Origin of the sequence: Ramlibacter sp. MMS24-I3-19 (assembly GCF_050320135.1) — a bacterium.
Taxonomy (GTDB): domain Bacteria; phylum Pseudomonadota; class Gammaproteobacteria; order Burkholderiales; family Burkholderiaceae_C; genus Ramlibacter.
This window is the reverse complement of record NZ_CP190017.1, coordinates 3,569,410-3,590,120: the sequence shown is the minus strand read 5'-3', so window position 1 is coordinate 3,590,120 and position 20,711 is coordinate 3,569,410. Positions and strand designations below refer to the sequence as shown.

Sequence of the window (20,711 nt, the reverse complement as noted above, 5' to 3'; positions counted from 1 at the left end):
GCTATGGACGTGATAGCGCCGGATCATCGCGCGGCCGAGCTTTGGGGCCGCATCCTTCGCCAGGTCCACGATGCCGCGCAACGCCGCGGCGCCCATCCCTCGCGGGTGGTCGTGCTGCTCCCCTATGCCCAGCTGATGCCGCTCGCGCGCCGCGAGTGGGCGCGGCTGTACCCGCAAGGTTTCGCGCCGCGTTTCGAGACCAGCATGAACTGGGCGTCGCGGCTCGGCCATGTGTCCGCGCCCGACGACGTGAGCTTCGACCGGGGCCGCGACCTGCTCACGGCGCGCGCATGGCTCGAGCGTGCGGGGCTCGGCGGCCGCGCCGCGTTGCTGGCCGGCACGCTGGTCGACGCGACGTGGCAGGCCGCGGGTTGCGCAGCCGCACTCCCGCCATCCGCGCGCGAGGCCTGGGCGCGGGACGCGCGTGCGTCCATCGTCGCGGGACTGGCCGTGCCGCAGCTCGCGCTCGAAGCCGCCGTCGCTCGCATCGCCCTCGAGTGGGCCGCGGCCAGCCACCACGCCACCGACGCCCTCCTGCAAGCCAGTGCGCTCGAGCCCATCGACCTGCTCGTGCTGTGCGAGGGCCTGCAGGCCGATGCCCTGGGCGACGCACTGGCGTCGCTCGCAGGCGAGAAGGCCGTGCGCATCGCGCTGGAGCAGGAGGCTCCCCGCGGCGCGCTCGCGCTGCACCAGGCGGACGATCCTTCGCACGAGGCGGAGATCGCGGCGGCCTGCGTGCTGCGCCACCTCGAAGCCGGGCGCGCCCCCGTGGCGCTCGGCGCGATCGACCGGATGCTCACGCGGCGCGTGCGCGCCTTGCTCGGTGTGCGCGGCATCGCCGTGCGTGACGAGACGGGCTGGAAGCTATCGACCACGCGTGCGGCGGCGCAGGTGATGGCGGCGTTGCGCGCCTGCCAGCGCATGGCCGGCAGCGACGACGTGCTCGACTGGTTGAAGAACCTTCCCGGGGCACCCGCGGGTGCCGTGCTCGCCCTCGAGCGCCGCATGCGTCGCGATGCGCTGCGCGAATGGGCCGACGTGCAGCGGACCCGCGACGAAGCCGTCGCCGGGCTGGTGCAGCAGGTCGATGGCTGGCGCGATCCGATGCAGTCCGCACGCACCTTGCTCGACTGGCAATCCTCCTTGGGCCAGCTGCTGCGCGAGTCGCTCGCCTGGCAACGGCTGGACGGCGATGCCGCCGGCGCGCAGGTGCTCGACGTGCTGGGGTTGTCGGACGCCGCGCATGCCGATTGGGCCGGCATCCCGCAGTCCGCGCGCCGGCTCACGCTGTCCGAGTTCATGGCTTGGGTCGACGAGGCGCTCGAAGCGGCGACGTTCGCGCCGCCCGCACCCGGGGCCGAGCAGGTCGTGGTGCTGCCGATGCACCAGTTGCTCGCGCGCGATTTCGCGGCGCTGGTGCTGCCCGGTTGCGACGAAGTGCGCCTGCCCGCGGCGCCCGAGCCGCCGGGCACGTGGACGCCGGCGCAGCGCCAGGCCCTCGGGCTGCCCTTGCGCGAGGCGCTCACGCGCGAGCGGGCCGCCGCCTGGCAGCAGGCCCTGCAGGTGCCGCACGTGGACATCGTCTGGCGGCGCGCCGACGACAGCGGCGAGCCGGTCCTGCCCAGCCCGCTCGTGCAGGCGTTGCGCCTCGAGGACGGTCCGTCGCTCGCAGCGGATCCGCGCGAGCCGCGTGAACTGGTCATGCAACCCGTGGTGCGCCCGGAAGCGCACGCGCCCTCGCTCACCGTCTCGCAGCTGTCCGCGAGCGCCTACGAGGACCTGCGGCGCTGCCCGTACCGCTTCTTCGCGCTGCGCCAGCTCGGATTGCAGGAAGCCTCCGAGATCGACGTCGACCTGGACAAGCGCGACTTCGGCACCTGGCTGCATGCCGTGCTGGGCCGCTTCCACGAGGCGCTGTCGCAGCAGCCGGACGCGGATCGCGCCGCGCTGCTGGACCAGTGCGCCGACGACGTCACCGCGCAGCAGCGGCTGTCGGGTGGCGAGTTCCTGCCATTCCATGCCACCTGGCCGCAGGTGCGCGATGGCTATCTCGCATGGCTGGCCGGGCACGAAGGCGAGGGCGCCCGCTTCAGCAGCTCCGAGTCGGCGCACGAGATGCCGCTCGGCAGCGTGCGGCTGGTCGGGCGCATCGACCGCATCGACGATCTCCGGGACGGGCGCCGCATGGTGATCGACTACAAGACCGAGTCGCTGACCGCCACGACCGAGCGCGTCAAGCTCGCCCACGAGGACACGCAACTCGCGTTCTACGCCGCGCTCCTGGACGACGACACGCTGCGCGCCGCCTACGTGAATGTCGGCGAGCGCGGCGCGACGAAGACGGTGGAGCAGCCCGACGTCGTGGGCGCGCGCGACGCGCTGGTCGAGGGCATCACCAGCGACCTGGAACGCATCGCGCAAGGCGCCGCGCTGCCCGCCCTCGGCGAAGGACGCGCGTGCGAGTTCTGCGCCGCGCGCGGCCTGTGCCGCAAGGATTCCTGGCATGGCTGAAGGTTCTGGCATGGCTGGCGCGGGCGATCTCGCGTACGAGGTGGACGGCCGCAGGGTCGACGCCGCGTCCTTCTACGCCGTGGCTTGCGACCCGCGCCGCAGCGTCGCCGTCGAGGCGTGCGCCGGTGCGGGCAAGACCTGGATGCTGGTCTCGCGCATCGTGCGTGCGCTGCTCGAAGGAGCCGAGCCCCACGGCATCCTGGCGATCACCTTCACCAAGAAGGCCGCCGGCGAGATGCGCCAGCGGCTGCAGGAGTGGGTGGCCGAGTTCGCCCATGCAGGCCCGGAGCAACTCGGCGAGCAACTGCTGGCGCGCGGCGTTCCGGCGGCCCAGGTCGGGGCGTTGCGCGAGCCGCTGCGTGGGCTGCATGCGCGCCTGCTGGCCGACGGCCGCGGCGTGCAGATCCGCACCTTCCACAGCTGGTTCGCCGCGCTGCTGCGCAATGCGCCGATCGCCACGCTCGAGGAACTCGGCCTGCCGGCGCGGCACACCCTGCTGGAGGACGATGCCGAGGCCATCGATCGCGTCTGGCGCCGCTTCCACGTGACGGTGGCCGCCGACCCGGCCGCGCGCGCCGACTACGAAGCGAGCGTGGCCGCGTTCGGTCGCTTCCAGACCCAGAAGGCTCTGCGCTCGGCGCTGGACAAGCGGGTCGAGTTCACGCTTGCGGATGCCGACGGCGTGGTCGAAGCCTCGGTGCGGCACTGGCACGAGCTGTTCCCGCACTTCGAGGGAACCGACGATCCGGAGCAGCTGCTGGCGCATCGCGTCGTGCGGGAGCATTGGCTCGCCGCAGCGCGCGCCCTCGGACGCGCGGCGGCGCCCACGTTCTCCGCGATGGGCGTGCAGCTGGAGCGGGCGCTCGCCGAAGGGACGCTCGACCAGGCGCTCGAGTCCCTGCTCACGCAGAAGCAGGAGCCGCGCAAGTTCAACGACAAGCTCGCCGGCATCGAGCACGTCCGGTCGGCGCAGCAGCTCGCCCAGGAGATCTGCCGTGCCCGCGCGCAGCACGAGGCCTGGCTGCACCAGCACCGCATGGCACGGCTCGCGCGCGTGCTCCTCGCCGAATACGCGGACCTCAAGCGCGCCGAGGGCTGGGTCGACATGGCGGACGTCGAGCAGGCCGCGCACCGGCTGCTGTCCGATCCCGTGCTGTCCGGCTGGGTGCAGGAGCGGCTGGATGCGCGCGTGAGCCACCTGCTGGTCGACGAATTCCAGGACACCAATCCGCTCCAGTGGCAGGCACTGCACGCCTGGTTGAGCGCCTACGCAGGCGCGGGCAGGGCGCCCAGCGTGTTCCTGGTGGGCGATCCCAAGCAGAGCATCTACCGCTTCCGCCGCGCCGAGCCGCAGGTGTTCGCGGCCGCGCAGCGCTTCGTCGCCGAGGGCCTGGGCGGCGCGCGCCTGGCCTGCGACCACACGCGGCGCAATGCCCGCGAGGTGCTCGAAGCGGTCAACCAGGTGATGCTGCAGGCGCAGCAGGCCCGCCAGTACGAAGGCTTCCGGCCGCACAGCACGGCGTCGGACGCCAGCGGCTGCCTGCTGCAGTTGCCCGTGATCGAGCGGCCCGCGGCGCAGGCGGGGGGTGACGAGGACCTGCCGGCGGTCTGGCGCGACAGCCTCACCACGCCGCGCGAACTGCCGGAGGAGCACCTCGCCGTGCTCGAATGCCGGCAGGCCGCGCGCTGGATCGCGGGGCGCCTGGCGCAAGGGCTGAAGCCCGAGGACATCCTGGTGCTGGCGCGCCGGCGCGAGCGGCTGGGCCTGATGGAGGACGAACTGCGCGAACTGCGCATCCCCGCCCGGCAGCCGGAGAAGACCGACCTGTGCGAGGTGCCGGAGGTGCAGGACGTGGTCGCGCTGCTCGATGCGCTGGTGTCCCCCGCGCACGACCTGTCGCTGGCCCGTGCGCTCAGGTCGCCGATCTTCGGGCTGGACGAGCAGGCCCTGGTGGAGATCGCGCTGCTCGCGCGCCGCCGCCGCGCCGACGGCACGCCTCGCAGCTGGCTGTCGCTGCTGCGTGCGGGCGAGGATCTCCCGGCGCCGCTGGTGGCAGTCGGCGCCACGCTCTCGCGTTGGCAGGCCTGCGTCGACCAGCTGCCGCCGCACGATGCGCTGAACACGATCTACCACGAGGGCGACGTGCTCGCGCGCTATGCGGCCTGCATGCCGCCGGCGCTGCGCGACGGCGCGCTGGCGAACCTGCGCGCGCTGCTCGGCGCGGCGCTGCAGCTGGAAGGCGGCCGCTATGCCACGCCGTATGCCTTCGTCCGCGCGCTGAGGGCCGGCAACCTGCCCGGCCCGGCGATCGCCCAGCCCGACGCCGTGCGCCTGCTCACCGTGCACGGCGCCAAAGGGCTGGAAGCGCGCGTCGTGCTGCTGCTGGATACGGACGCGGCACCGGCGCGTCCCGAGAGCATGGGTGTGCTGGTGGACTGGCCTGGCGAATCGTCGCGTCCGCACCGCTTCACCTTCCTCGCCAGCGAGAGCCGGCCGCCGGCGTGCAACGTGCCCGCCCTGGCCGCCGAGCAGGAGGCGCGCCAGCGCGAGGAGCTCAATGCGCTGTACGTCGCGATGACCCGAGCCCGGCGCGAACTGGTGGTCTCCAGCGTGCAGCCGCGCACGGCGTCGACGGACAGCTGGTGGCAGCGGCTGTCACCGCTCTGCCAGCCGGCCGGCGAGATCGCGGTGCCGGATGCGGTCCGGGGCGCCGAAGCGCTGCTGGTGTCGCTGCCGGTCGTGCCCACGCCGGTGTTGCCTGCGCCCGGAGCGCCCCGGCGGCGCGACGAGGGCTCGGCGGCTTCGCGCTTCGGCGAAGCCGTGCACCGCCTGCTCGAATGGCATGGCGGCGGCATCGACGTGCCGGCGGGCGCGCTGGCACGCATGGCGCGCGCGCATGGCCTCGACGATGCGCAACTGGCGCAGGCGCGCGCGATGGCGGCGCGCATCGTCGCGGGCGAGGGCGCCTGGGTCTGGGATGCGGCGCAGATCGCGTGGGCCGGCGACGAGGTGGAACTGGTGCACCAGGGCGAGGTGCTCCGGCTCGATCGCCTGGTGCGACACCGCGACGGGCGCTGGTGGGTGCTGGACCACAAGTCGGCCGCGCATCCCGAGCGCGATGCGTCGCTGCAGGCGCAGTTGCGACGCTATGTGCAGGCCATCATGCAGCTGCACCCCGGCGAGCCCGTGCAAGGAGCGTTCCTGACCGGTGAAGGACGGCTGGTCCGCGTGGACTAGTCCGGAGGAGCGGGGGCCCGGCTCCTAGAACTGGTTGCGGTAGTAAATGGTCGGATTGCCGTTGCTCTTCTTCAATCCGATGCGAGCACCGCTGTCCAGCTGCATGCCGATGAACTTGTCCGCCAGGAACCGCTTCAGGCTTGGCGACGTCAGCTTCATCTCCACCCGCGCGCCGTACACGGTGTCCTGCTGCTGGATCAGGCTCATGGCATCGGGCGGGGGCGTCACGCGGCGCCAGGCGGTGATGTCGACGTAACGCTGGGACGACAGCGGCTGGCGCCATTGCAGCCCGATGTCGACGCTGCCCGGGACGGCGAAGTTGCTGGCCAGCGGTTGCGCCGCGTTGATGGAGAGCTGGGGGCGCTGGCGTTCGGCCGCCTGGTCGCCGGTCCACGGCGCTGACAGCGGTTCCCCCTGCGCGCACGCCGCGCCGGCCGCGAGGCTTGCACCGGCGAGGAAGCAGCGCCAGTGCCGGGTGCGCCGCACCACCACCGCCCGATTCCCGCACGCCACCTGACGCATGACGACTCTCCCTGTCTTCTTGCTCGGCAGTCTGGCCAGCCGCGCTTGACCGCCGTGTGGGACGCCGCCGTCGCCTGCTGTCGGCAGCGCGGACCGGCCGGTGTGCGAAGGCTTCCGAGGGCGCGCGCGGCAATGCCCGACAATCCCGCCCGATGTCCCTCGTCTTCCACCGCCAGGCCGGGGATGCACCGGTTCCTGTGGTGCGCCACGGCCTCGGCACCTATCTCGCCTTCGCCTTCTCGCTGCTCTCGGTGCTGGTCACCGCCGTGCTGGTGCTCGTCTCCGAGCACATCGCCAGCGAGCAGGTGCGCTCCAGCATCGGCGGCAACCTCGCCGAGCTGGCCAACCAGACCACCAGCCGGCTCGATCGAGCCATGTACGAGCGGTACCGCGAGGTCGGCCTGCTGTCGCAACGCATCCCGGCCGCCGACATGGCGACCGTCCGCGCCGAAGTGGCGTCCCTGCAGCGCACCTATCCCAACTACGCCTGGATCGGATTGGTCGATCCGGCGGGCACCGTTCTCGCGGCCACCGACAACCTGCTGGCCGGCCAGAACGTGTCGGCGCGCCCGTGGTTCGCGGCGGCCCGCGAGGGGGGAGCCTATGTGGGCGACATGCATCCGGCGGAGCTGCTCGCCGGCCTGCTGCCGCATGCCGAGTCGGAGCCGATGCGGTTCGTCGACATCGCCTACCCGGTGGGCCGCGCGGGCCAGGCGTCGCCGCCGGTGCTGGCCGTGCACCTGTCCTGGCAGTGGGCGCGCGACATCGAGAAGGCCATCTTCGGCGCCCTCACGCCGGGCCACGAAGTGGAGCCGCTGATCGTCAGCCGACAGGGCATCGTGCTGCTCGGCCCCAAGGCGATGCAGGAACGTCCACTGGTGGTCGACAGCCTCGTGGCAGCCGACCGCGGGAACGGCTACACCGTCGAGCGCTGGCCGGACGGCAAGGAGTACCTCGTGGGCTACAGCCATGCGCGCGGCTACCTGTCCTATCCAGGCCTCGGCTGGCGCGTGCTGGTGCGGCAGGACCTGGACACCGCGTTCGCGCCGGTGCGCCAACTGCAGCACCACCTCATGGCCTGGGGTCTCGGCGTGGCGCTGCTGTTCTCGCTGCTCGGCTGGCTGGCCGCACGGCTGGTGACGCGTCCGCTGATCCACCTGGCGGCGGACGCGCGCGAACTGGAGGCCGGCGGCCGGCTGCGGCACGTGCAGTCCGAGCCGTACCGCGAAGTGGCCCAGCTGGGCGGCGCGCTGCGGTCGATGGTGCGCAACGTGCAGCAGAAGGAAGCCGCGCTGCGCGACCTGAACGCCTCGCTGGAGCGCCGCGTCGAGGAGCGCACGGCGGCGCTGCGCGAGACCTTCGAGCACGTGCGCGAGAGCGAACGCCGCATCCAGACCATCCTGGAATCGGCCCCCGATCCCTTCATCGCGGTCGACTTCGGCGGCTGCGTCACCGACTGGAACTCGCGGGCCGAGGCGCTGTTCGGCTGGAAGCGCGACGAGATGGTCGGCCGTCCGCTGGTGCAGGTGCTCGTGCCCGAGCGGTTCCGCGCCTCCTTCGAGAAGGCCCTGCGCACCCTGGCGGCCACGGGCCGCGTGCCGCAGCCCGACGTGCCCATCGAGCGCATCGTGGTCGATCGCGCCGGGCGCGAGATCGAGATCGAGATGCGGGTCGGCATCGTGAATTCGGGCAAGGTGCAGCTGCTGTGCGCCTTCATGCATGACATCTCGCAGCGCAAGGAGGTCGAGCGCCTGAAGACCGAGTTCGTCTCCACCGTCTCGCACGAGCTGCGCACCCCGCTCACGTCGGTGTACGGCTCGCTGCGCCTGCTGGCCAGCGGCGTCGCGGGGCAGCTGTCGACGCAAGGGCGCCAACTGCTGGAGATGTCCACGCGCAGCTGCGAACGCCTGATCCGCCTGATCAACGACGTGCTGGATGTCGAACGCATCGCCTCGGGCCGGTTCTCGCTGCGTGCCGAGCCGCTGGAGCTGCGGGGCCTGGTCACCCGCGCCATGGACGACACGCGCGGCTATGCCGACGGCCTGGGCGTGCGGCTGCTGCTGGACGAGGCCAGCGTTGCGCAGGTGCAGGTCGTGGCCGACGGGGATCGCGTCACGCAGGTGGTAGTGAACCTGCTGTCCAACGCCGCCAAGTTCTCGCCGCGGGGCGACGAGGTGCGCGTGACCGTCGAGACGGGCGACGGCCGAGCCCGCGTGACGGTGGTCGACCACGGGCCCGGCATCCCGGCTGACTTCCGCGCGCGCATCTTCGAGCGCTTCGCGCAGGCCGACGCCAGCGACCGGCGCGAGAAGGGCGGCACGGGCCTCGGCCTGAACATCTGCCGCAGCATCGTGGAGGCGCACGGCGGCACGATCGGCTTCGACACCGAGCCGGGTGTGCGCACCGCGTTCTGGTTCGAGCTGCCGCTGCAGACCTCGGCAGCCTGAGCGATCGCCTGGGACTTCGCGTTCAGGGCGACCACGCGGTGTCGAGGGCGCGGTTCACCGTCGCTGCCAGCAGGCGATGGCCCGCAGGCGTGGGATGGAAGCCGTCCGAGAACGCCCAGGTGGTCCACCAGCCCGGGGCGGCGCCCGCGGAGGCGCTGTCCAGCGCCGCGGACGTGCAGGTCCGCAGGTCCCACTCGGGCAGCCCCGCGCTGCTCAGGCCCGTGACCGGGCAGGCCGCATGCGCCACGTCGGTGAGCCCGTACGTGGCGCCATGCGTGAGTTCCTCGTCGACGGCGGCGCGCAGGTCGACCACCGCCACGCGCGGGTCGCCCTGCAGGCGTTGCTGCAGGCGCGCATTGAAGGCGCCCACCGCCTTGCGCACGGTGGCCAGCACGGCCACGGCTTCGTCGAGGCCCTTCTCCTGCACCAGCTTCGCGTAGGCGGTCGTGAAGCGCGGCGTGCGCGTCACGTCGGGCACGTTCAGCACGGCGACCTGCGTCGCACCGCGGGCGAGTGCCTGGCCGATGATGGCTTCGACGAGCGTGTCGGCCGCCTTCTCCATGTAGAGAAGCGTCGTGCGCGCCAGGCTGTCCGAACCCGGGATGGTGCCCAGGAGGTCGCCGACGCTGACCTCGCGCGCGAGGAACGCGATGTAGGCGAGCAGGCCGGTGCGGCTTATGACGCCGGTGACGTACGCCGCTGCGAGCTCGGAAGCGTCGTTGCCGCCACCGTCCACCAGCAGCAGGTCACCGGGGTCGAAGTGACCGCCGAGCGTCGCGGCCACGTCACCCAGCTGGGCCGGGATGCCTTGCGGGCCACTGCCCCGCAGGATGACGGCACCGCCGACAGCGAAGTTCGTGCAGCGCGGATCGCCGCGCGCCACCACGCCGCCCGCGCCGTTGTCCATGTAGAAGCTGCAGCCGCCGGGCAGGCCATGCGCCGCACCCACCAGCTCGGGGAACACCGGAAAGCCGACGGCATTGGCGGCGTCCTGCACGGTGAACTTGAAGCCGAAGGTGCCGACGTCGGCGAGGCTGTCACCGGCGACGATGAGGCGCCTGATGCGAGGTGCGGAGGTGAGGGCCGCGGCCGGGACACCGGGCGCGGCGGCTGTGGGAGGTGCGGCAGAGACTGGAGGCGGGGCGCCAGTCGCGACGGGCGCCGACTCCGTGGGCGGTGCGTTGCTCGCGGCTCCTGGCGTGGCATCGCTGCTGCCGCCCCCGCCGCAGGCGGTGAGCAGCATCGCGCTGAGGCAGCCGGCCAGCAGCGGGCTGGAATGCGTGGGCGTCATGGCGGTCTCCTCCTCGTTGGACGCGGACGAACGCCTGTCCACCATAGAAGAAGCCGCCGTTGAGTCCAGCCGCCGCAACCAATGTTTCACCTGGGCACGAGCGCAGGCGGTCACGCGACGGTTCGCGCGAGGTCGATTCGAGAAGGGAGGTTGACGAGCCTTACCCCCGGCACTGGCTCCACAGTTAGGGCTGCTTGGTTCCCCACCTGACCCGGTTGGCCGCTTCACCATGCGGGGAGGCCCGTCACTGCCGATTGTAGGCGAGCCGCGCCGCAGAGCTCGCCCCCGCACGCCTTTAGAATCGCCGCGATGTCGTACGTCGTGCTCGCCCGCAAGTACCGGCCGAAGAATTTCGGCGAGATGGTGGGGCAGGAGCACGTCGTGCAGGCGCTGGCCAACGCGCTCACCCAGCAGCGGCTGCACCACGCCTACCTCTTCACCGGCACGCGCGGCGTGGGCAAGACCACGGTGTCGCGCATCCTCGCCAAGTCGCTCAACTGCCAGGACCCGGACGGGCAGGGCGGGATCACCGCCACGCCGTGCGGCGTCTGCCAGGCCTGCACCGAGATCGACGGCGGCCGCTTCGTCGACTACACCGAGCTGGACGCCGCCTCCAACCGGGGGGTGGACGAGGTGCAGACGCTGCTGGAGCAGGCGGTCTACAAGCCGGTGCAGGGCCGCTTCAAGGTCTTCATGATCGACGAGGTGCACATGCTCACCGGGCATGCGTTCAACGCAATGCTCAAGACGCTGGAGGAGCCGCCCGAGTACCTCAAGTTCGTGCTGGCCACCACCGACCCGCAGAAGGTGCCGGTCACCGTGCTCTCGCGCTGCCTGCAGTTCAACCTGCGGCCGATGGCACCCGAGACGGTGCAGTCGCACCTGGGCCATGTGCTGCAGGCCGAGGGCATCGACGCGGACGTGCAGGCGCTGCGCTTGCTGGCCCGCGGCGCGCGCGGCTCGATGCGCGATGCCCTGTCGCTCACTGACCAGGCGATCGCCTATGGCGGCGGCCAGCTGCAGGAAGCGGGCGTGCGCCAGATGCTGGGCAGCGTCGATCGCGGCTACGTGTTCCGCCTGATCGACGCACTCGCGGCCGGTGACGGCGGCACGGTGGTGCAGATCGCCGACTCGCTGCGGATGCAGGGCCTCAGCGCCGCCGGTGCGCTGGAGGAGATGGCGGCCGTGCTGCAGCGCATGGCCGTGGTGCAGGCCGTGCCCACCGCATCCTCCGACGACCCCGACGCGCCGGAGATCGCGCGCCTCGCGGCCGCGCTGCCGGCGGACGAGACCCAGCTGCTCTACACGATGTGCCTGCACGGCCGGGCCGAGCTGGGCCTGGCCCCGGACGAATACGCGGCGCTCACGATGGTGCTGCTGCGATTGCTGGCCTTCAAACCCGGTGCGACAGCAGCCGCCACGGCACCGGCTGAAAAAAAAACTCCAGGGCTGACGCAACCGTCGCCTGAACGCGCTGCGGCACCGCCGCCGGCGCGTCCGCAGCCTGCGCCGATGCCCGCAGTGGCGCCCGCCGTCGCGGCACAACCGGCTCCCACCCCCGCACCTGCGCGCAACGCCGCTGGCGAGGTACCACCCGGCCAGGTGCTGCCCGTCGTCGAGCAACGCCGGCGCGAGCCGATGCTGGTGCGCGATCGGCCCGCGCAGGACGTGGTCGGCGTTCCGGTGCGCGTGCAGCCCGAGCCGTCCCGCGAGCCATCGCGGCCGCCCACCGAGTTCGAGCGCACCGACGAGGGCGACTTCTGGCACGCCACGGTGCAGCAACTGGTGGCCAGCGAAGCGGTCACGGCGCTCTCGCGCGAACTGGCGCTGCAGTCGCAGCTGGTGGCGCGCGACACCGGGCACTGGCTGCTGCGCGTGGAGCGCGAGTCGCTCAACCAGGGTGCCTCGCGCGAGCGGCTGCAGAACGCGCTGCGTGCGGCGGGCCACGCGGTGGACCTGGGGATCGAGATCGGCACCGTGATCGACAGCCCCGCGCGGCGCAATGCTGCCGCGGCGGCGGAGCGGCAGAAGCAGGCCGAAGCCGTGATCCACAACGACCCGTTCGTGCAGCAGATGGTGCGCGACTTTGGGGCCAAAATCGTGCCTGGCAGCATCAAGCCCGCGTAGCGGGTGCCGGTGCAAGAGAGATCGTCGACGGCGGCAAGGCCCGCCACAGCAAAGGATTCGCAATGTTCAACAAGGGACAACTCGCCGGCCTGATGAAGCAGGTCCAGGCCATGCAGGACAACCTGAAGAAGGCCCAGGACGAACTCGCCACCATCGAGGTCACGGGCGAGTCGGGCGCGGGGCTGGTCAAGGTGACCATGACCTGCAAGCACGACGTCAAGCGCGTCGCCATCGATCCCAGCTTGCTGGCCGACGACAAGGACATGCTCGAGGACCTGGTCGCGGCCGCCTTCAATGCCGCCGTGCGCAAGGCCGAGGAAACCTCGCAGGAGAAGCTCGGCAAGATCACGGCCGGCATGCCCGGTCTGCCGGGCGGCATGAAGCTGCCCTTTTAGTGGCCGACGCCTCCCTCAACGCCCTGATCGAAGCGCTGCGCCGCCTGCCCGGCGTGGGCGTGAAGTCCGCATCGCGGATGGCGTTCCACCTGCTGCAGCACGATCGCGAAGGCGCGCAGCTGCTGGCGCAATCGCTGATGCAGGCGACGGCGCGCGTGCGCCATTGCACCCTGTGCCACACCTTCACCGAGGACGAGGTGTGCGGCACCTGCCGCGATCCGGCGCGCGATGCCACCAAGCTCGCCGTCGTCGAGACGCCCGCCGACCAGGCGGCGCTGGAGCGCACCAATGCCTACCGCGGCCGCTACTTCGTGCTCATGGGCAAGCTGAGCCCGCTGGACGGCATCGGCCCGCGTGACATCGGCCTGGCCAAGCTGTTCGAGCGCGCCACCGACGGCGTGGTGCAGGAAGTGATCCTGGCCACCAACTTCACCGCCGAGGGCGAGGCCACGGCGCACGTGATCGGCGAGGCGCTCAAGCAGCGCGGCCTCAAGGTCACGAGGCTCGCGCGCGGGGTGCCGGCGGGCAGCGAGCTGGAATACGTCGACCTGGGCACGATCGCCCACGCGCTCGTGGATCGACGCTGAAAACACAACGAGAATTTTCGAGGAGGACGGAGTCTTGGAACCCACGCTGCGATTCACCGTGGCCTATTGGTGCGTGCTGGTGGCCGCGCTGCTGCCGTACGTCTGCGCGTACCTGGCGAAGTCCGCGGGCTTCGGCAAGCCGCGCAAGCAGGGCGGCTATGACAACGACCACCCGCGCGCGTGGCTGCGCAAGCTGACCGACTGGCACGCACGTGCCGATGCCGCCCAGGCCAACAGCTTCGAGGCGCTGCCGTTCTTCATCGGCGCGGTGATCATCGCCCACCAGCTGCGCGCGCCGCAGACGATGCTGGACATCCTCGCGGTGCTGTTCGTCACGCTGCGCATCATCTACATCGCGATGTACGTGGCGGGCCTCGCGACGGTGCGGTCGCTGATCTGGGCCGCTGCGTTCGTGGTCAATGTCGGCATCCTCCTGACCGCGCTGTACTGACCCCTGCGGAACCTCGTTCCGCCCTTTACGTGAAAACCCGCACGGGATGGTCCTGATGCGGTGCACAAGCCTGCTCGCTACCCTCGCAGCACAAGGAAAACAGAGAGGATTCGCCATGAGCCAACCCCGCCTGACGCGCCGCGGTTTCGCCCTCGGGGCCACTGTCACCGCCGCAGCGCTGGCCGTTCCCGCGCTGCGCGCGCAGGGCCGCATCGAGAAGCCGAAGCTGTCGCTCGCCGTGGGCGGCAAGGCGGCCTTCTACTACCTGCCGCTCACCATCACCGAGCAGCTGGGCTACTTCAAGGCCGAGGGCCTGGACGTGGAGATCTCCGATTTCGCGGGCGGCGCCAAGGCGCTGCAGGCGCTGGTGGGCGGCTCGGCCGACGTGGTGAGCGGTGCGTACGAGCACACCATCAACATGCAGGCCCGGCACCAGTTCATCCAGGAGATCGTGCTGATGGGGCGCGCCCCGCAGATCGCGATCGGCGTGTCCAACAAGACCATGCCGGGCTACAAGAGCCTGAAGGATCTCAAGGGCAAGAAGATCGGCGTCTCGGCGCCCGGCTCGTCCACCAACATGATCGCCAACCTGGTGCTGTCGCGCGCCGGCCTGCAGCCCAGCGACGTCAGCTTCGTCGGCGTGGGCACGTCGTCGGGCGCGCTGGCCGCGCTGCGCTCGGGCCAGATCGATGCGATGAGCAACACCGACCCGGTCATGACGATGCTCGAGCAGAAGGGCGACGTGAAGATCATCAGCGACACGCGCACGCTGAAGGGCACGCAGGAGGTGTTCGGCGGCCCGATGCCCGCGGCGTGCCTCTACACCAACGCCGACTTCGTCAAGGCCAATCCCAACACCTGCCAGGCGCTGGCCAACGCCATCGTGCACGGCCTCAAGTGGCTGCAGACCGCGGGCCCCAGCGACATCATCAAGACCGTGCCCGAGTCGTACCTGCTCGGCGACCGCGGCCTCTACCTGGCGTCGTTCAACAAGGTGCGCGAGGCGATCGGCCTGGATGGCGTGCTGCCCGACGACGGCGCGCGCACCGCGCTGAAGGCGCTGGCCAGCTTCGAGCCCAGCATCAAGCCCGAGAAGATCGACCTGGCCCGCACCTACACCAACGAGTTCGCGCGCCGTGCCAAGGAGCGGTTCAAGGCGTGACGTCCCACGCGCTCGAGCTGCTGGACATCACCGTCACGTTCCGGTCCAAGGACGATCCGCGCCAGCGCCACACAGCGGTCGGTGGCACCACGCTGCGGATCGCGGCCGGCGAGTTCGTCTCGGTCGTCGGCCCCACCGGCTGCGGCAAGTCGACGCTGCTGAATGTCGGGGCCGGGCTGCTGCAGCCCTCGTCGGGCCAGGTGCAGGTGTTCGGCAAGCCGCTGCAGGGCGTCAACCGGCGCGCCGGCTACATGTTCCAGGCCGAGGCGCTGATGCCCTGGCGCAGCACCATCGACAACGTGCTGGTGGGCCTGCAGTACCGCGGCGTGCCCGACGCGCAGGCGCGCGAGCAGGCCAGGGCCTGGCTGGCACGCGTGGGCCTGGCCGGCTTCGAGCACCACTACCCGCACCAGCTGTCGGGCGGCATGCGCAAGCGCACGGCCCTGGCCCAGGTGCTCGCGCTCGATCCGGACATCATCCTCATGGACGAACCGTTCTCCGCGCTGGACGTGCAGACGCGCCAGCTGATGGAAAACGAGGTGCTGGACCTCTGGGCCGCCAAGCGCAAGGCGGTGCTCTTCATCACGCACGACCTGGATGAAGCGATTGCGATGAGCGATCGCGTGGTGGTGCTGTCGGCCGGCCCGGCCACGCGCCCGATCGGCGAGTTCGCCATCGACCTGCCGCGCCCGCGCGACGTCGCCGAGGTGCGCAACGATCCGCGCTTCGTCGAACTGCACGCGCGCATCTGGGGCGTGCTGCGCGACGAGGTGCTCAAGGGCTATGCGCAGCAGTTGAAGAAGGCCGCCTGACCATGTGGAACGCGCTGCGGCCCAACGAGAAGAACCTGCGCGCCTGGCAGGTCGCGCTGCTGGTCGTGCTGCTGGTCGCCTGGCACCTGCTGTCGCGCAACGAGCAGACCGCGTTCTTCCTCGGCCAGCCGGTGCAGGTGGCCGGGCGCATCTGGACCTGGTTCATGCCGATCGCGCTGCCCGCCAACGCGCTGTTCCCCGAAGGCCTGCAAGGCAATGCCGACATCTACCTGCACCTGGGCGTGACGCTGCTCGAGACCGTGCTCGCGTTCGGCGTCGGCACGCTGCTGGGCCTGGTGTTCGGCCTCTGGCTCGCACTGGCGCCGACCGCCGGCGCGATCCTCGATCCGTACATCAAGGCCGCCAACTCGATGCCGCGCGTCATCCTGGCGCCGATCTTCGCGCTGTGGTTCGGCCTGGGCATCTGGAGCAAGGTGGCACTGGCGGTCACGCTGGTGTTCTTCATCGTCTTCTTCAACGTCTACCAGGGCGTGAAGGAGGTGAGTCCCGTGGTGCTGGCCAACGCGCGCATGCTGGGCGCCAGCCACCGGCAACTGCTGCGCACGGTCTACCTGCCAAGCGCCACCAGCTGGGTGTTCTCCAGCCTGCACACCTCGGTGGGACTGGCCTTCGTCGGCGCCGTGGTCGGCGAATACCTGGGATCGGCGCGCGGCGTGGGCTACCTGATCCTGCAGGCGGAAGGTGTGTTCGACGTGAACACGGTGTTCGCCGGCATCGTGGTGCTCACGGCGTTCGCGCTCGTGCTCGACGGCCTGGTTGGCGGCATCGAGCGCCGGCTGATGAAGTGGCAGCCGCGCCAGGGCGAGACGGAGAAGCTGTAGCGCTTTCTCCCGCCCGGTGAGAGGCTCCGCCTCAACCGATGGCAAGACGTAAGTGCGGAAACCGGCCTGCACGCCTCATGCGTCGCCGGGCAGCGCTGCCACAAACTCCGGATACCACGTCCAGCCCGGATGTGCCGATCAGCCTGACGACAGGACACGCCGATGAAAGTCGTTTTGTTTTGTGGTGGTTTGGGAATGCGCATCCGCGATGCCGAGAACCTGCCCAAGCCGCTGGTGCACATCGGGCATCGGCCGCTCCTGTGGCACGTGATGAAGTACTACGCGCACTTCGGGCACAAGGACTTCGTTCTCTGCCTCGGCTACCGGGCCGACGCCATCAAGAACTACTTTCTCAACTACAACGAGTGCGTCTCGAACGACTTCGTCCTGTCGGGTGGCGGCAAGACGCTCGAGATGATGAGCCGCGACATCGATGACTGGCGCATCACGTTCGCGGACACCGGCATTTCCTCCAATATCGGGCAGCGCCTGAAGGCCGCGCAGAAGTACCTGGAGGGCGAGGAGGTGTTCCTCGCCAACTACAGCGACGGCCTCACCGACCTGCCGTTGCCGCAGCAGCTGGATCACTTCCGCATGCACGACAAGGTGGCCAGCTTCCTGTGCGTGCGGCCCAATTTGAGCTATCACGTCGTCTCCATGCAGGGGCCGATGGTCTCGGACATCCGGCCCATCGACAACGGCGACCTGCGCATCAACGGCGGCTACTTCATCTTCAAGAAGGACATCTTCAAGTACATGCGCGACAAGGAGGAACTGGTCGAGGAACCGTTCCGCCGGCTCGCGCGCGAGCGGCAGCTCCTTGGCTATTCGTACGACGGGTACTGGGCGAGCATGGACACGCTCAAGGACAAGCAGCAGCTGGAGACGCTGTATGCCACGGGGGCCGCGCCCTGGGAGATCTGGAAGACGGCGCGCAAGAACCGTGATGCCTCGCAGCAGCTGGAGGATGTGCGCTGAGCGCACCCTGGCGATGCTGCAGTTCGGCCTTCCGCGCGACCCTTCGGTCCCGCTGCGGCTGCTGCTGCTCGGCGCGCATTGCGACGACATCGAGATCGGCTGCGGCGGCACCGTGCTGCAGCTGCTGGCCGCGCGACCCGGCGTGCAGGTCACCTGGGTGGTGTTCAGTTCCACGCCGGTGCGCGAGCAGGAGGCGCGGGCGAGCGCGGCGCTCTACCTGCAGGACGCGGCACCCGACAGCCAGGTGATGGTGAACCGGTTCCGAGACGGTTTCTTCCCGCACGAAGGCGCCGGAATCAAGGAGTTCTTCGAGGCGCTGAAGAAGGAAGTCGACCCGCACCTCGTGTTCACGCACTGCCGCGACGATCGCCACCAGGACCACCGCACCGTGAGCGACCTGACCTGGAACACCTGGCGGCGCCACGCAATCCTCGAGTACGAGATTCCCAAGTACGACGGCGACCTGGGGCGCCCGAACGTCTACAGCCCGCTGTCCCGGGCGGTCTGCGAGCGCAAGGCGCGCCACATCTGCGAGGTGTTCCAGTCCGAGGGCAACAAGGCGTGGATGACCGAGGACACCTTCCTCGCGCTGGCGCGCCTGCGCGGCATCGAATGCGCGGCCCCGGAGGGCTACGCGGAGGCGTTCCACGGACGCAAGCTGGTGCTTGGCGTCTAGCCCGCCGGCTCGCACGGGGCGAGCAGGCCGTGCCGTGCCAGCAGGTCCGCGGCGTGCCGGATCACGGCGAAGGGCAGGGCGGACCGCTGCGCGATGTCCAGCAGCGTGAAGCGTCCGTCCGACAGGTTCAGCACCCACAACATCGCCATCTCCAGCTGCGCGATCCCACTGCCTCCCACGGCGCCGTACAGCCCGCGCTTGCCCAGCTGCGGCTCGCACCTGGGATTCAGGTTCCGCCAGGCGCGGTCGTGTTCGAGCACCTCGAAGACGGACTGGAGCGTCGCCAGCGCACCGGCCAGCTGCGCGGGATCGACGAAGTCCGGGTCGTCGGCCGACGTGTGGTACTGCGGGAAGCGGCCATGGTGGCTTCGCATCAGGCACCCCACCGGCAGGTCGAAGCCCGGCGAGCAGTACTGCCGCTCGTCATAGCCGTAGGGCGAGAAATCGATGGTCGTCGATCGTTCCGGCAGGTGCCCCAGGACATGCTCCACGGCGCGGTCGATCGTCGCCGTGCCGCGGCGGCTGCGCTTGTACGTGAAGCCCGCGCGGTCACCGATGCAGGTGAGCACCAGGCCATGCCGGATGGCCTGCGCGCGGTCCTCGTTTCGGCTGAGCCAGGTGATGGCGCCGATCGTTCCCGGAATGAACACGAAGCGGTACGACAGCCGGCGCGACTGGCGCGCCAGGTGACGGGCCAGGAACGTCGCGACCACGATGCCCGACAGGTTGTCATCGCACAGCGAAGGATGGCAGACATGGCATGACACCAGCACCTCGTCCGGCGAGGTGCCGGGCAGGAAGCATTCGCCGTAGGTGAGGTGGCCGTCCGCCAGCGTGGCGTCGATGCACACCTCGTACTCGCCATCGGGCAGTCGCTCGAGGTCGCGATGCGCGAGGCAGAAGCCCCACGACTCCCGGTAGTAGGAGGTGCGGTAGGGGATCAGGTCGGGCTGGTCCGGCAGCGTGTGCAGGTGCGGCCGCAACTCGGCGAGCGACATCGTGCGCCGCACCGGGACGCTGTAGCTCACCACGTGCAGGTTGTGGCGGCGGAAGTCGATCACGCGCTCGCCGGCGGCGTTCTTGACGTACGCGTCACGGATGTTCCATTCGCGCGGAACCGTCCAGTCGAACACCTGCGTGCCGCTGGGCACTTCGTGCACCTCGAGCGCGATCTCCTGCCCAAGACGCGCGAGGGTCTGCCGCACGCCGTCGCCGGTGATGCTGCGGCAGATGGGATACAGCTCGCGCAGCAGCGCGTGCATCGCCGGGCCCGGGGAAGCAGCTTCGTCCGCCGGCCCGGCGCCGTCACTCACTCGAAGACCTCCACGTCGGGAATGGGCACCACGAACTTGCCGCCCCATTCGCGGATGTACGCCAGCTGCCCCCGAATCTCCTTCTTCAGGTTCCAGGGCAGGATGAAGACGTAGTCCGGCCTCGTTTCCCGGATCTTCTCCGGCGCGAACACCGGGATGTGCGTGCCGGGCAGGAACCTGCCGTGCTTGTACGGGTTGCGGTCGACGGTGTAGTCCAGCAGGTCGGTGCGGATGCCGCAGTAGTTCAGGAGCGTGTTTCCCTTGCCCGGTGCGCCGTAGCCGACCACGCTCTTGCCTTGCCGCCGTGCATCGATCAGGAACGAGAGGATGCGGCGCTTGGTCTCCTTCACGCGTTCGTCGAAGGCGCGGTAGGTCTCCATCCGCGTGAAGCCGGCCAGCTCTTCGCGCCGGGTGAGCTCGTGCACGCGGTCGCCGACGGGCTTCGAATCGTCTTCCGCGTGGCGCGCATAGACGCGCAGCGATCCGCCGTGCGAGGGCAGCTCCTCCACGTCGAACACCGTCAGGCCGAACTTCGCGAGCACCTGGGTCGCCGTGATGAACGAGAAGTACGAGAAGTGCTCGTGGTAGATGGTGTCGAACTGGTTGCCTTCCATCAGGCGCATCAGGTGCGGAAACTCCAGCGTGATCACGCCTTGGGGCTTCAGCAGCGTCTTCATGCCGGCGGTGAAACTGCACACGTCCGGCACGTGGGCGAACACGTTGTTGCCCAGAATCAGGTCGGCCTGCGTCCCGTCGCGCACCATCTGCTGGGCGAGTTCGCGGCCGAAGAACCGCACCAGGGTCGGGATGCCCTTCTTCACCGCCTCGCGCGCGACGTTCGCAGCCGGCTCCACGCCCAGGACCGGAATGCCGCGCTGCACGAAGTACTGCAGCAGGTAGCCGTCGTTGCTCGCCAGCTCCACCGCGAGGCTGTCGGGGCCGAGGTGGAAGCGCTCGATCATGCGCTCGGTGTACGCCTTCGCATGGGCGAGCCAGCTGTCCGAGTACGAGGAGAAGTACGCGTACTCGGTGAAGATCTCCTCGGGGCTGATGTACTCCTCCAGTTGCACCAGGAAGCAGCGCTCGCACACGTGGACGTGCAGCGGGTAGAACGCCTCCATGCAATTCAGCTGGTGCGCCTCCAGGAAGCTCTCGCACGGCGGCGACATGCCCAGGTCCGTGAACGTGTGGCGCAGCGGCGCGCCGCAGAACCGGCAGGAGGCGTGGGTGATCGTCCCCAGGCCGGCCGCAGCCGGTTGATCGATCGCGATCGACATCGAGAGCTCCTCCACTGGTCGAATGCGCCCCCCGCGCTGGCTGGGCAGTTTCATTATGGGAAGCCGGTCTGGCCTCGGCCAT

General features: G+C 70.2%; 16 protein-coding genes and 1 other RNA gene. 12 read left to right on the top strand and 5 right to left on the bottom strand.

From position 1 onward, the window contains the following. Positions 1-105 precede the first annotated feature (105 nt). Both ACPWT1_RS17815 and ACPWT1_RS17810 read left to right on the top strand, forming a co-directional pair. Positions 106-2,511: a PD-(D/E)XK nuclease family protein gene (locus tag ACPWT1_RS17815; protein ID WP_427912479.1), complete on the top strand. Its 2,406-nt coding sequence runs from the start codon at positions 106-108 to the stop codon at positions 2,509-2,511. Continuing rightward, positions 2,504-5,749, top strand: a complete 3,246-nt coding sequence (locus ACPWT1_RS17810; protein ID WP_427912478.1) for a UvrD-helicase domain-containing protein — start codon at positions 2,504-2,506, stop codon at positions 5,747-5,749. The genes ACPWT1_RS17815 and ACPWT1_RS17810 overlap by 8 nt, the downstream gene beginning before the upstream one ends. A gap of 24 nt (positions 5,750-5,773) precedes the next feature. On the opposite strand, the gene ACPWT1_RS17805 is transcribed toward ACPWT1_RS17810, so the two are convergent. Next, complete coding sequence (locus ACPWT1_RS17805) at positions 5,774-6,271, bottom strand: hypothetical protein (protein WP_427912477.1); 498 nt, start codon at positions 6,269-6,271, stop codon at positions 5,774-5,776. A gap of 152 nt (positions 6,272-6,423) precedes the next feature. On the opposite strand from ACPWT1_RS17805, the gene ACPWT1_RS17800 reads away from it, so the two are divergent. Next, positions 6,424-8,718, top strand: coding sequence for an ATP-binding protein (locus tag ACPWT1_RS17800; protein ID WP_427912476.1), 2,295 nt, complete (start codon positions 6,424-6,426; stop codon positions 8,716-8,718). Between the two features lie 22 nt (positions 8,719-8,740). Here ACPWT1_RS17800 and ACPWT1_RS17795 read toward each other — a convergent pair whose 3' ends face one another. Both ACPWT1_RS17795 and ffs read right to left on the bottom strand, forming a co-directional pair. Next, positions 8,741-10,009 carry an SGNH/GDSL hydrolase family protein gene (locus ACPWT1_RS17795; protein ID WP_427912475.1) on the bottom strand — a complete coding sequence of 423 codons (1,269 nt, stop codon included), beginning with the start codon at positions 10,007-10,009 and terminating at the stop codon, positions 8,741-8,743. A 149-nt stretch (positions 10,010-10,158) separates the two neighbouring features. After that, an RNA gene (gene ffs, locus ACPWT1_RS17790) (signal recognition particle sRNA small type) lies at positions 10,159-10,255 on the bottom strand. Positions 10,256-10,318: 63 nt separating this feature from the next. On the opposite strand from ffs, the gene dnaX reads away from it, so the two are divergent. The 9 genes from dnaX to ACPWT1_RS17745 all read left to right on the top strand — a co-directional run bounded on the left by dnaX (position 10,319) and on the right by ACPWT1_RS17745 (position 18,039). Beyond that, positions 10,319-12,136 (top strand): DNA polymerase III subunit gamma/tau, encoded by a 1,818-nt coding sequence (gene dnaX, locus ACPWT1_RS17785; protein WP_427912474.1) that lies wholly within the window; start codon positions 10,319-10,321, stop codon positions 12,134-12,136. Between the two features lie 62 nt (positions 12,137-12,198). Continuing rightward, entirely contained in the window at positions 12,199-12,531 is a 333-nt protein-coding gene (locus ACPWT1_RS17780; RefSeq protein ID WP_427912473.1) for a YbaB/EbfC family nucleoid-associated protein, read from the top strand. After that, the gene (recR, locus tag ACPWT1_RS17775) at positions 12,531-13,118 is read left to right on the top strand and encodes a recombination mediator RecR (RefSeq protein WP_427912472.1); all 588 of its coding nucleotides are present in this window, start codon (positions 12,531-12,533) and stop codon (positions 13,116-13,118) included. The genes ACPWT1_RS17780 and recR overlap by 1 nt, the downstream gene beginning before the upstream one ends. Before the next feature lie 34 nt (positions 13,119-13,152). Then, on the top strand, positions 13,153-13,569 hold the full coding sequence (locus tag ACPWT1_RS17770; protein ID WP_427912471.1) for an MAPEG family protein: 417 nt from the start codon (positions 13,153-13,155) through the stop codon (positions 13,567-13,569). Between the two features lie 115 nt (positions 13,570-13,684). Continuing rightward, entirely contained in the window at positions 13,685-14,731 is a 1,047-nt protein-coding gene (locus ACPWT1_RS17765; RefSeq protein WP_427912470.1) for an ABC transporter substrate-binding protein, read from the top strand. Then, complete coding sequence (locus ACPWT1_RS17760) at positions 14,728-15,543, top strand: ABC transporter ATP-binding protein (RefSeq protein ID WP_427912469.1); 816 nt, start codon at positions 14,728-14,730, stop codon at positions 15,541-15,543. The genes ACPWT1_RS17765 and ACPWT1_RS17760 overlap by 4 nt, the downstream gene beginning before the upstream one ends. A gap of 2 nt (positions 15,544-15,545) precedes the next feature. Further along, on the top strand, positions 15,546-16,385 hold the full coding sequence (locus tag ACPWT1_RS17755) for an ABC transporter permease (RefSeq protein WP_427912468.1): 840 nt from the start codon (positions 15,546-15,548) through the stop codon (positions 16,383-16,385). Positions 16,386-16,580: 195 nt separating this feature from the next. Then, on the top strand, positions 16,581-17,363 hold the full coding sequence (locus ACPWT1_RS17750) for a glucose-1-phosphate cytidylyltransferase (protein ID WP_427912467.1): 783 nt from the start codon (positions 16,581-16,583) through the stop codon (positions 17,361-17,363). Beyond that, positions 17,353-18,039, top strand: a complete 687-nt coding sequence (locus ACPWT1_RS17745; protein WP_427912466.1) for a PIG-L deacetylase family protein — start codon at positions 17,353-17,355, stop codon at positions 18,037-18,039. Before ACPWT1_RS17750 ends, ACPWT1_RS17745 begins: the two co-directional genes overlap by 11 nt. Here the strand turns inward: ACPWT1_RS17745 and ACPWT1_RS17740 are convergent. Both ACPWT1_RS17740 and ACPWT1_RS17735 read right to left on the bottom strand, forming a co-directional pair. Beyond that, positions 18,036-19,352 carry a DUF4910 domain-containing protein gene (locus tag ACPWT1_RS17740; RefSeq protein ID WP_427912465.1) on the bottom strand — a complete coding sequence of 439 codons (1,317 nt, stop codon included), beginning with the start codon at positions 19,350-19,352 and terminating at the stop codon, positions 18,036-18,038. The two genes, ACPWT1_RS17745 and ACPWT1_RS17740, sit on opposite strands and share 4 nt — an antisense overlap. Further along, positions 19,349-20,629 carry a methyltransferase domain-containing protein gene (locus ACPWT1_RS17735; protein WP_427912464.1) on the bottom strand — a complete coding sequence of 427 codons (1,281 nt, stop codon included), beginning with the start codon at positions 20,627-20,629 and terminating at the stop codon, positions 19,349-19,351. The genes ACPWT1_RS17740 and ACPWT1_RS17735 overlap by 4 nt, the downstream gene beginning before the upstream one ends. Between the last annotated feature and the right edge of the window lie 82 nt (positions 20,630-20,711).

What these genes read in the sequence shown, in the direction of transcription:
- dnaX (WP_427912474.1), top strand. Translation starts at nt 10,319, where the DNA reads ATGTCGTACGTCGTGCTCGCCCGCAAGTACCGGCCGAAGAATTTCGGC.
- ACPWT1_RS17795 (WP_427912475.1), bottom strand. Translation starts at nt 10,009, where the DNA reads ATGACGCCCACGCATTCCAGCCCGCTGCTGGCCGGCTGCCTCAGCGCG.
- ACPWT1_RS17750 (WP_427912467.1), top strand. Translation starts at nt 16,581, where the DNA reads ATGCGCATCCGCGATGCCGAGAACCTGCCCAAGCCGCTGGTGCACATC.
- ACPWT1_RS17755 (WP_427912468.1), top strand. Translation starts at nt 15,546, where the DNA reads ATGTGGAACGCGCTGCGGCCCAACGAGAAGAACCTGCGCGCCTGGCAG.
- ACPWT1_RS17765 (WP_427912470.1), top strand. Translation starts at nt 13,685, where the DNA reads ATGAGCCAACCCCGCCTGACGCGCCGCGGTTTCGCCCTCGGGGCCACT.
- ACPWT1_RS17735 (WP_427912464.1), bottom strand. Translation starts at nt 20,629, where the DNA reads ATGTCGATCGCGATCGATCAACCGGCTGCGGCCGGCCTGGGGACGATC.
- ACPWT1_RS17745 (WP_427912466.1), top strand. Translation starts at nt 17,353, where the DNA reads ATGTGCGCTGAGCGCACCCTGGCGATGCTGCAGTTCGGCCTTCCGCGC.
- ACPWT1_RS17805 (WP_427912477.1), bottom strand. Translation starts at nt 6,271, where the DNA reads ATGCGTCAGGTGGCGTGCGGGAATCGGGCGGTGGTGGTGCGGCGCACC.
- ACPWT1_RS17800 (WP_427912476.1), top strand. Translation starts at nt 6,424, where the DNA reads ATGTCCCTCGTCTTCCACCGCCAGGCCGGGGATGCACCGGTTCCTGTG.
- ACPWT1_RS17780 (WP_427912473.1), top strand. Translation starts at nt 12,199, where the DNA reads ATGTTCAACAAGGGACAACTCGCCGGCCTGATGAAGCAGGTCCAGGCC.
- ACPWT1_RS17810 (WP_427912478.1), top strand. Translation starts at nt 2,504, where the DNA reads ATGGCTGAAGGTTCTGGCATGGCTGGCGCGGGCGATCTCGCGTACGAG.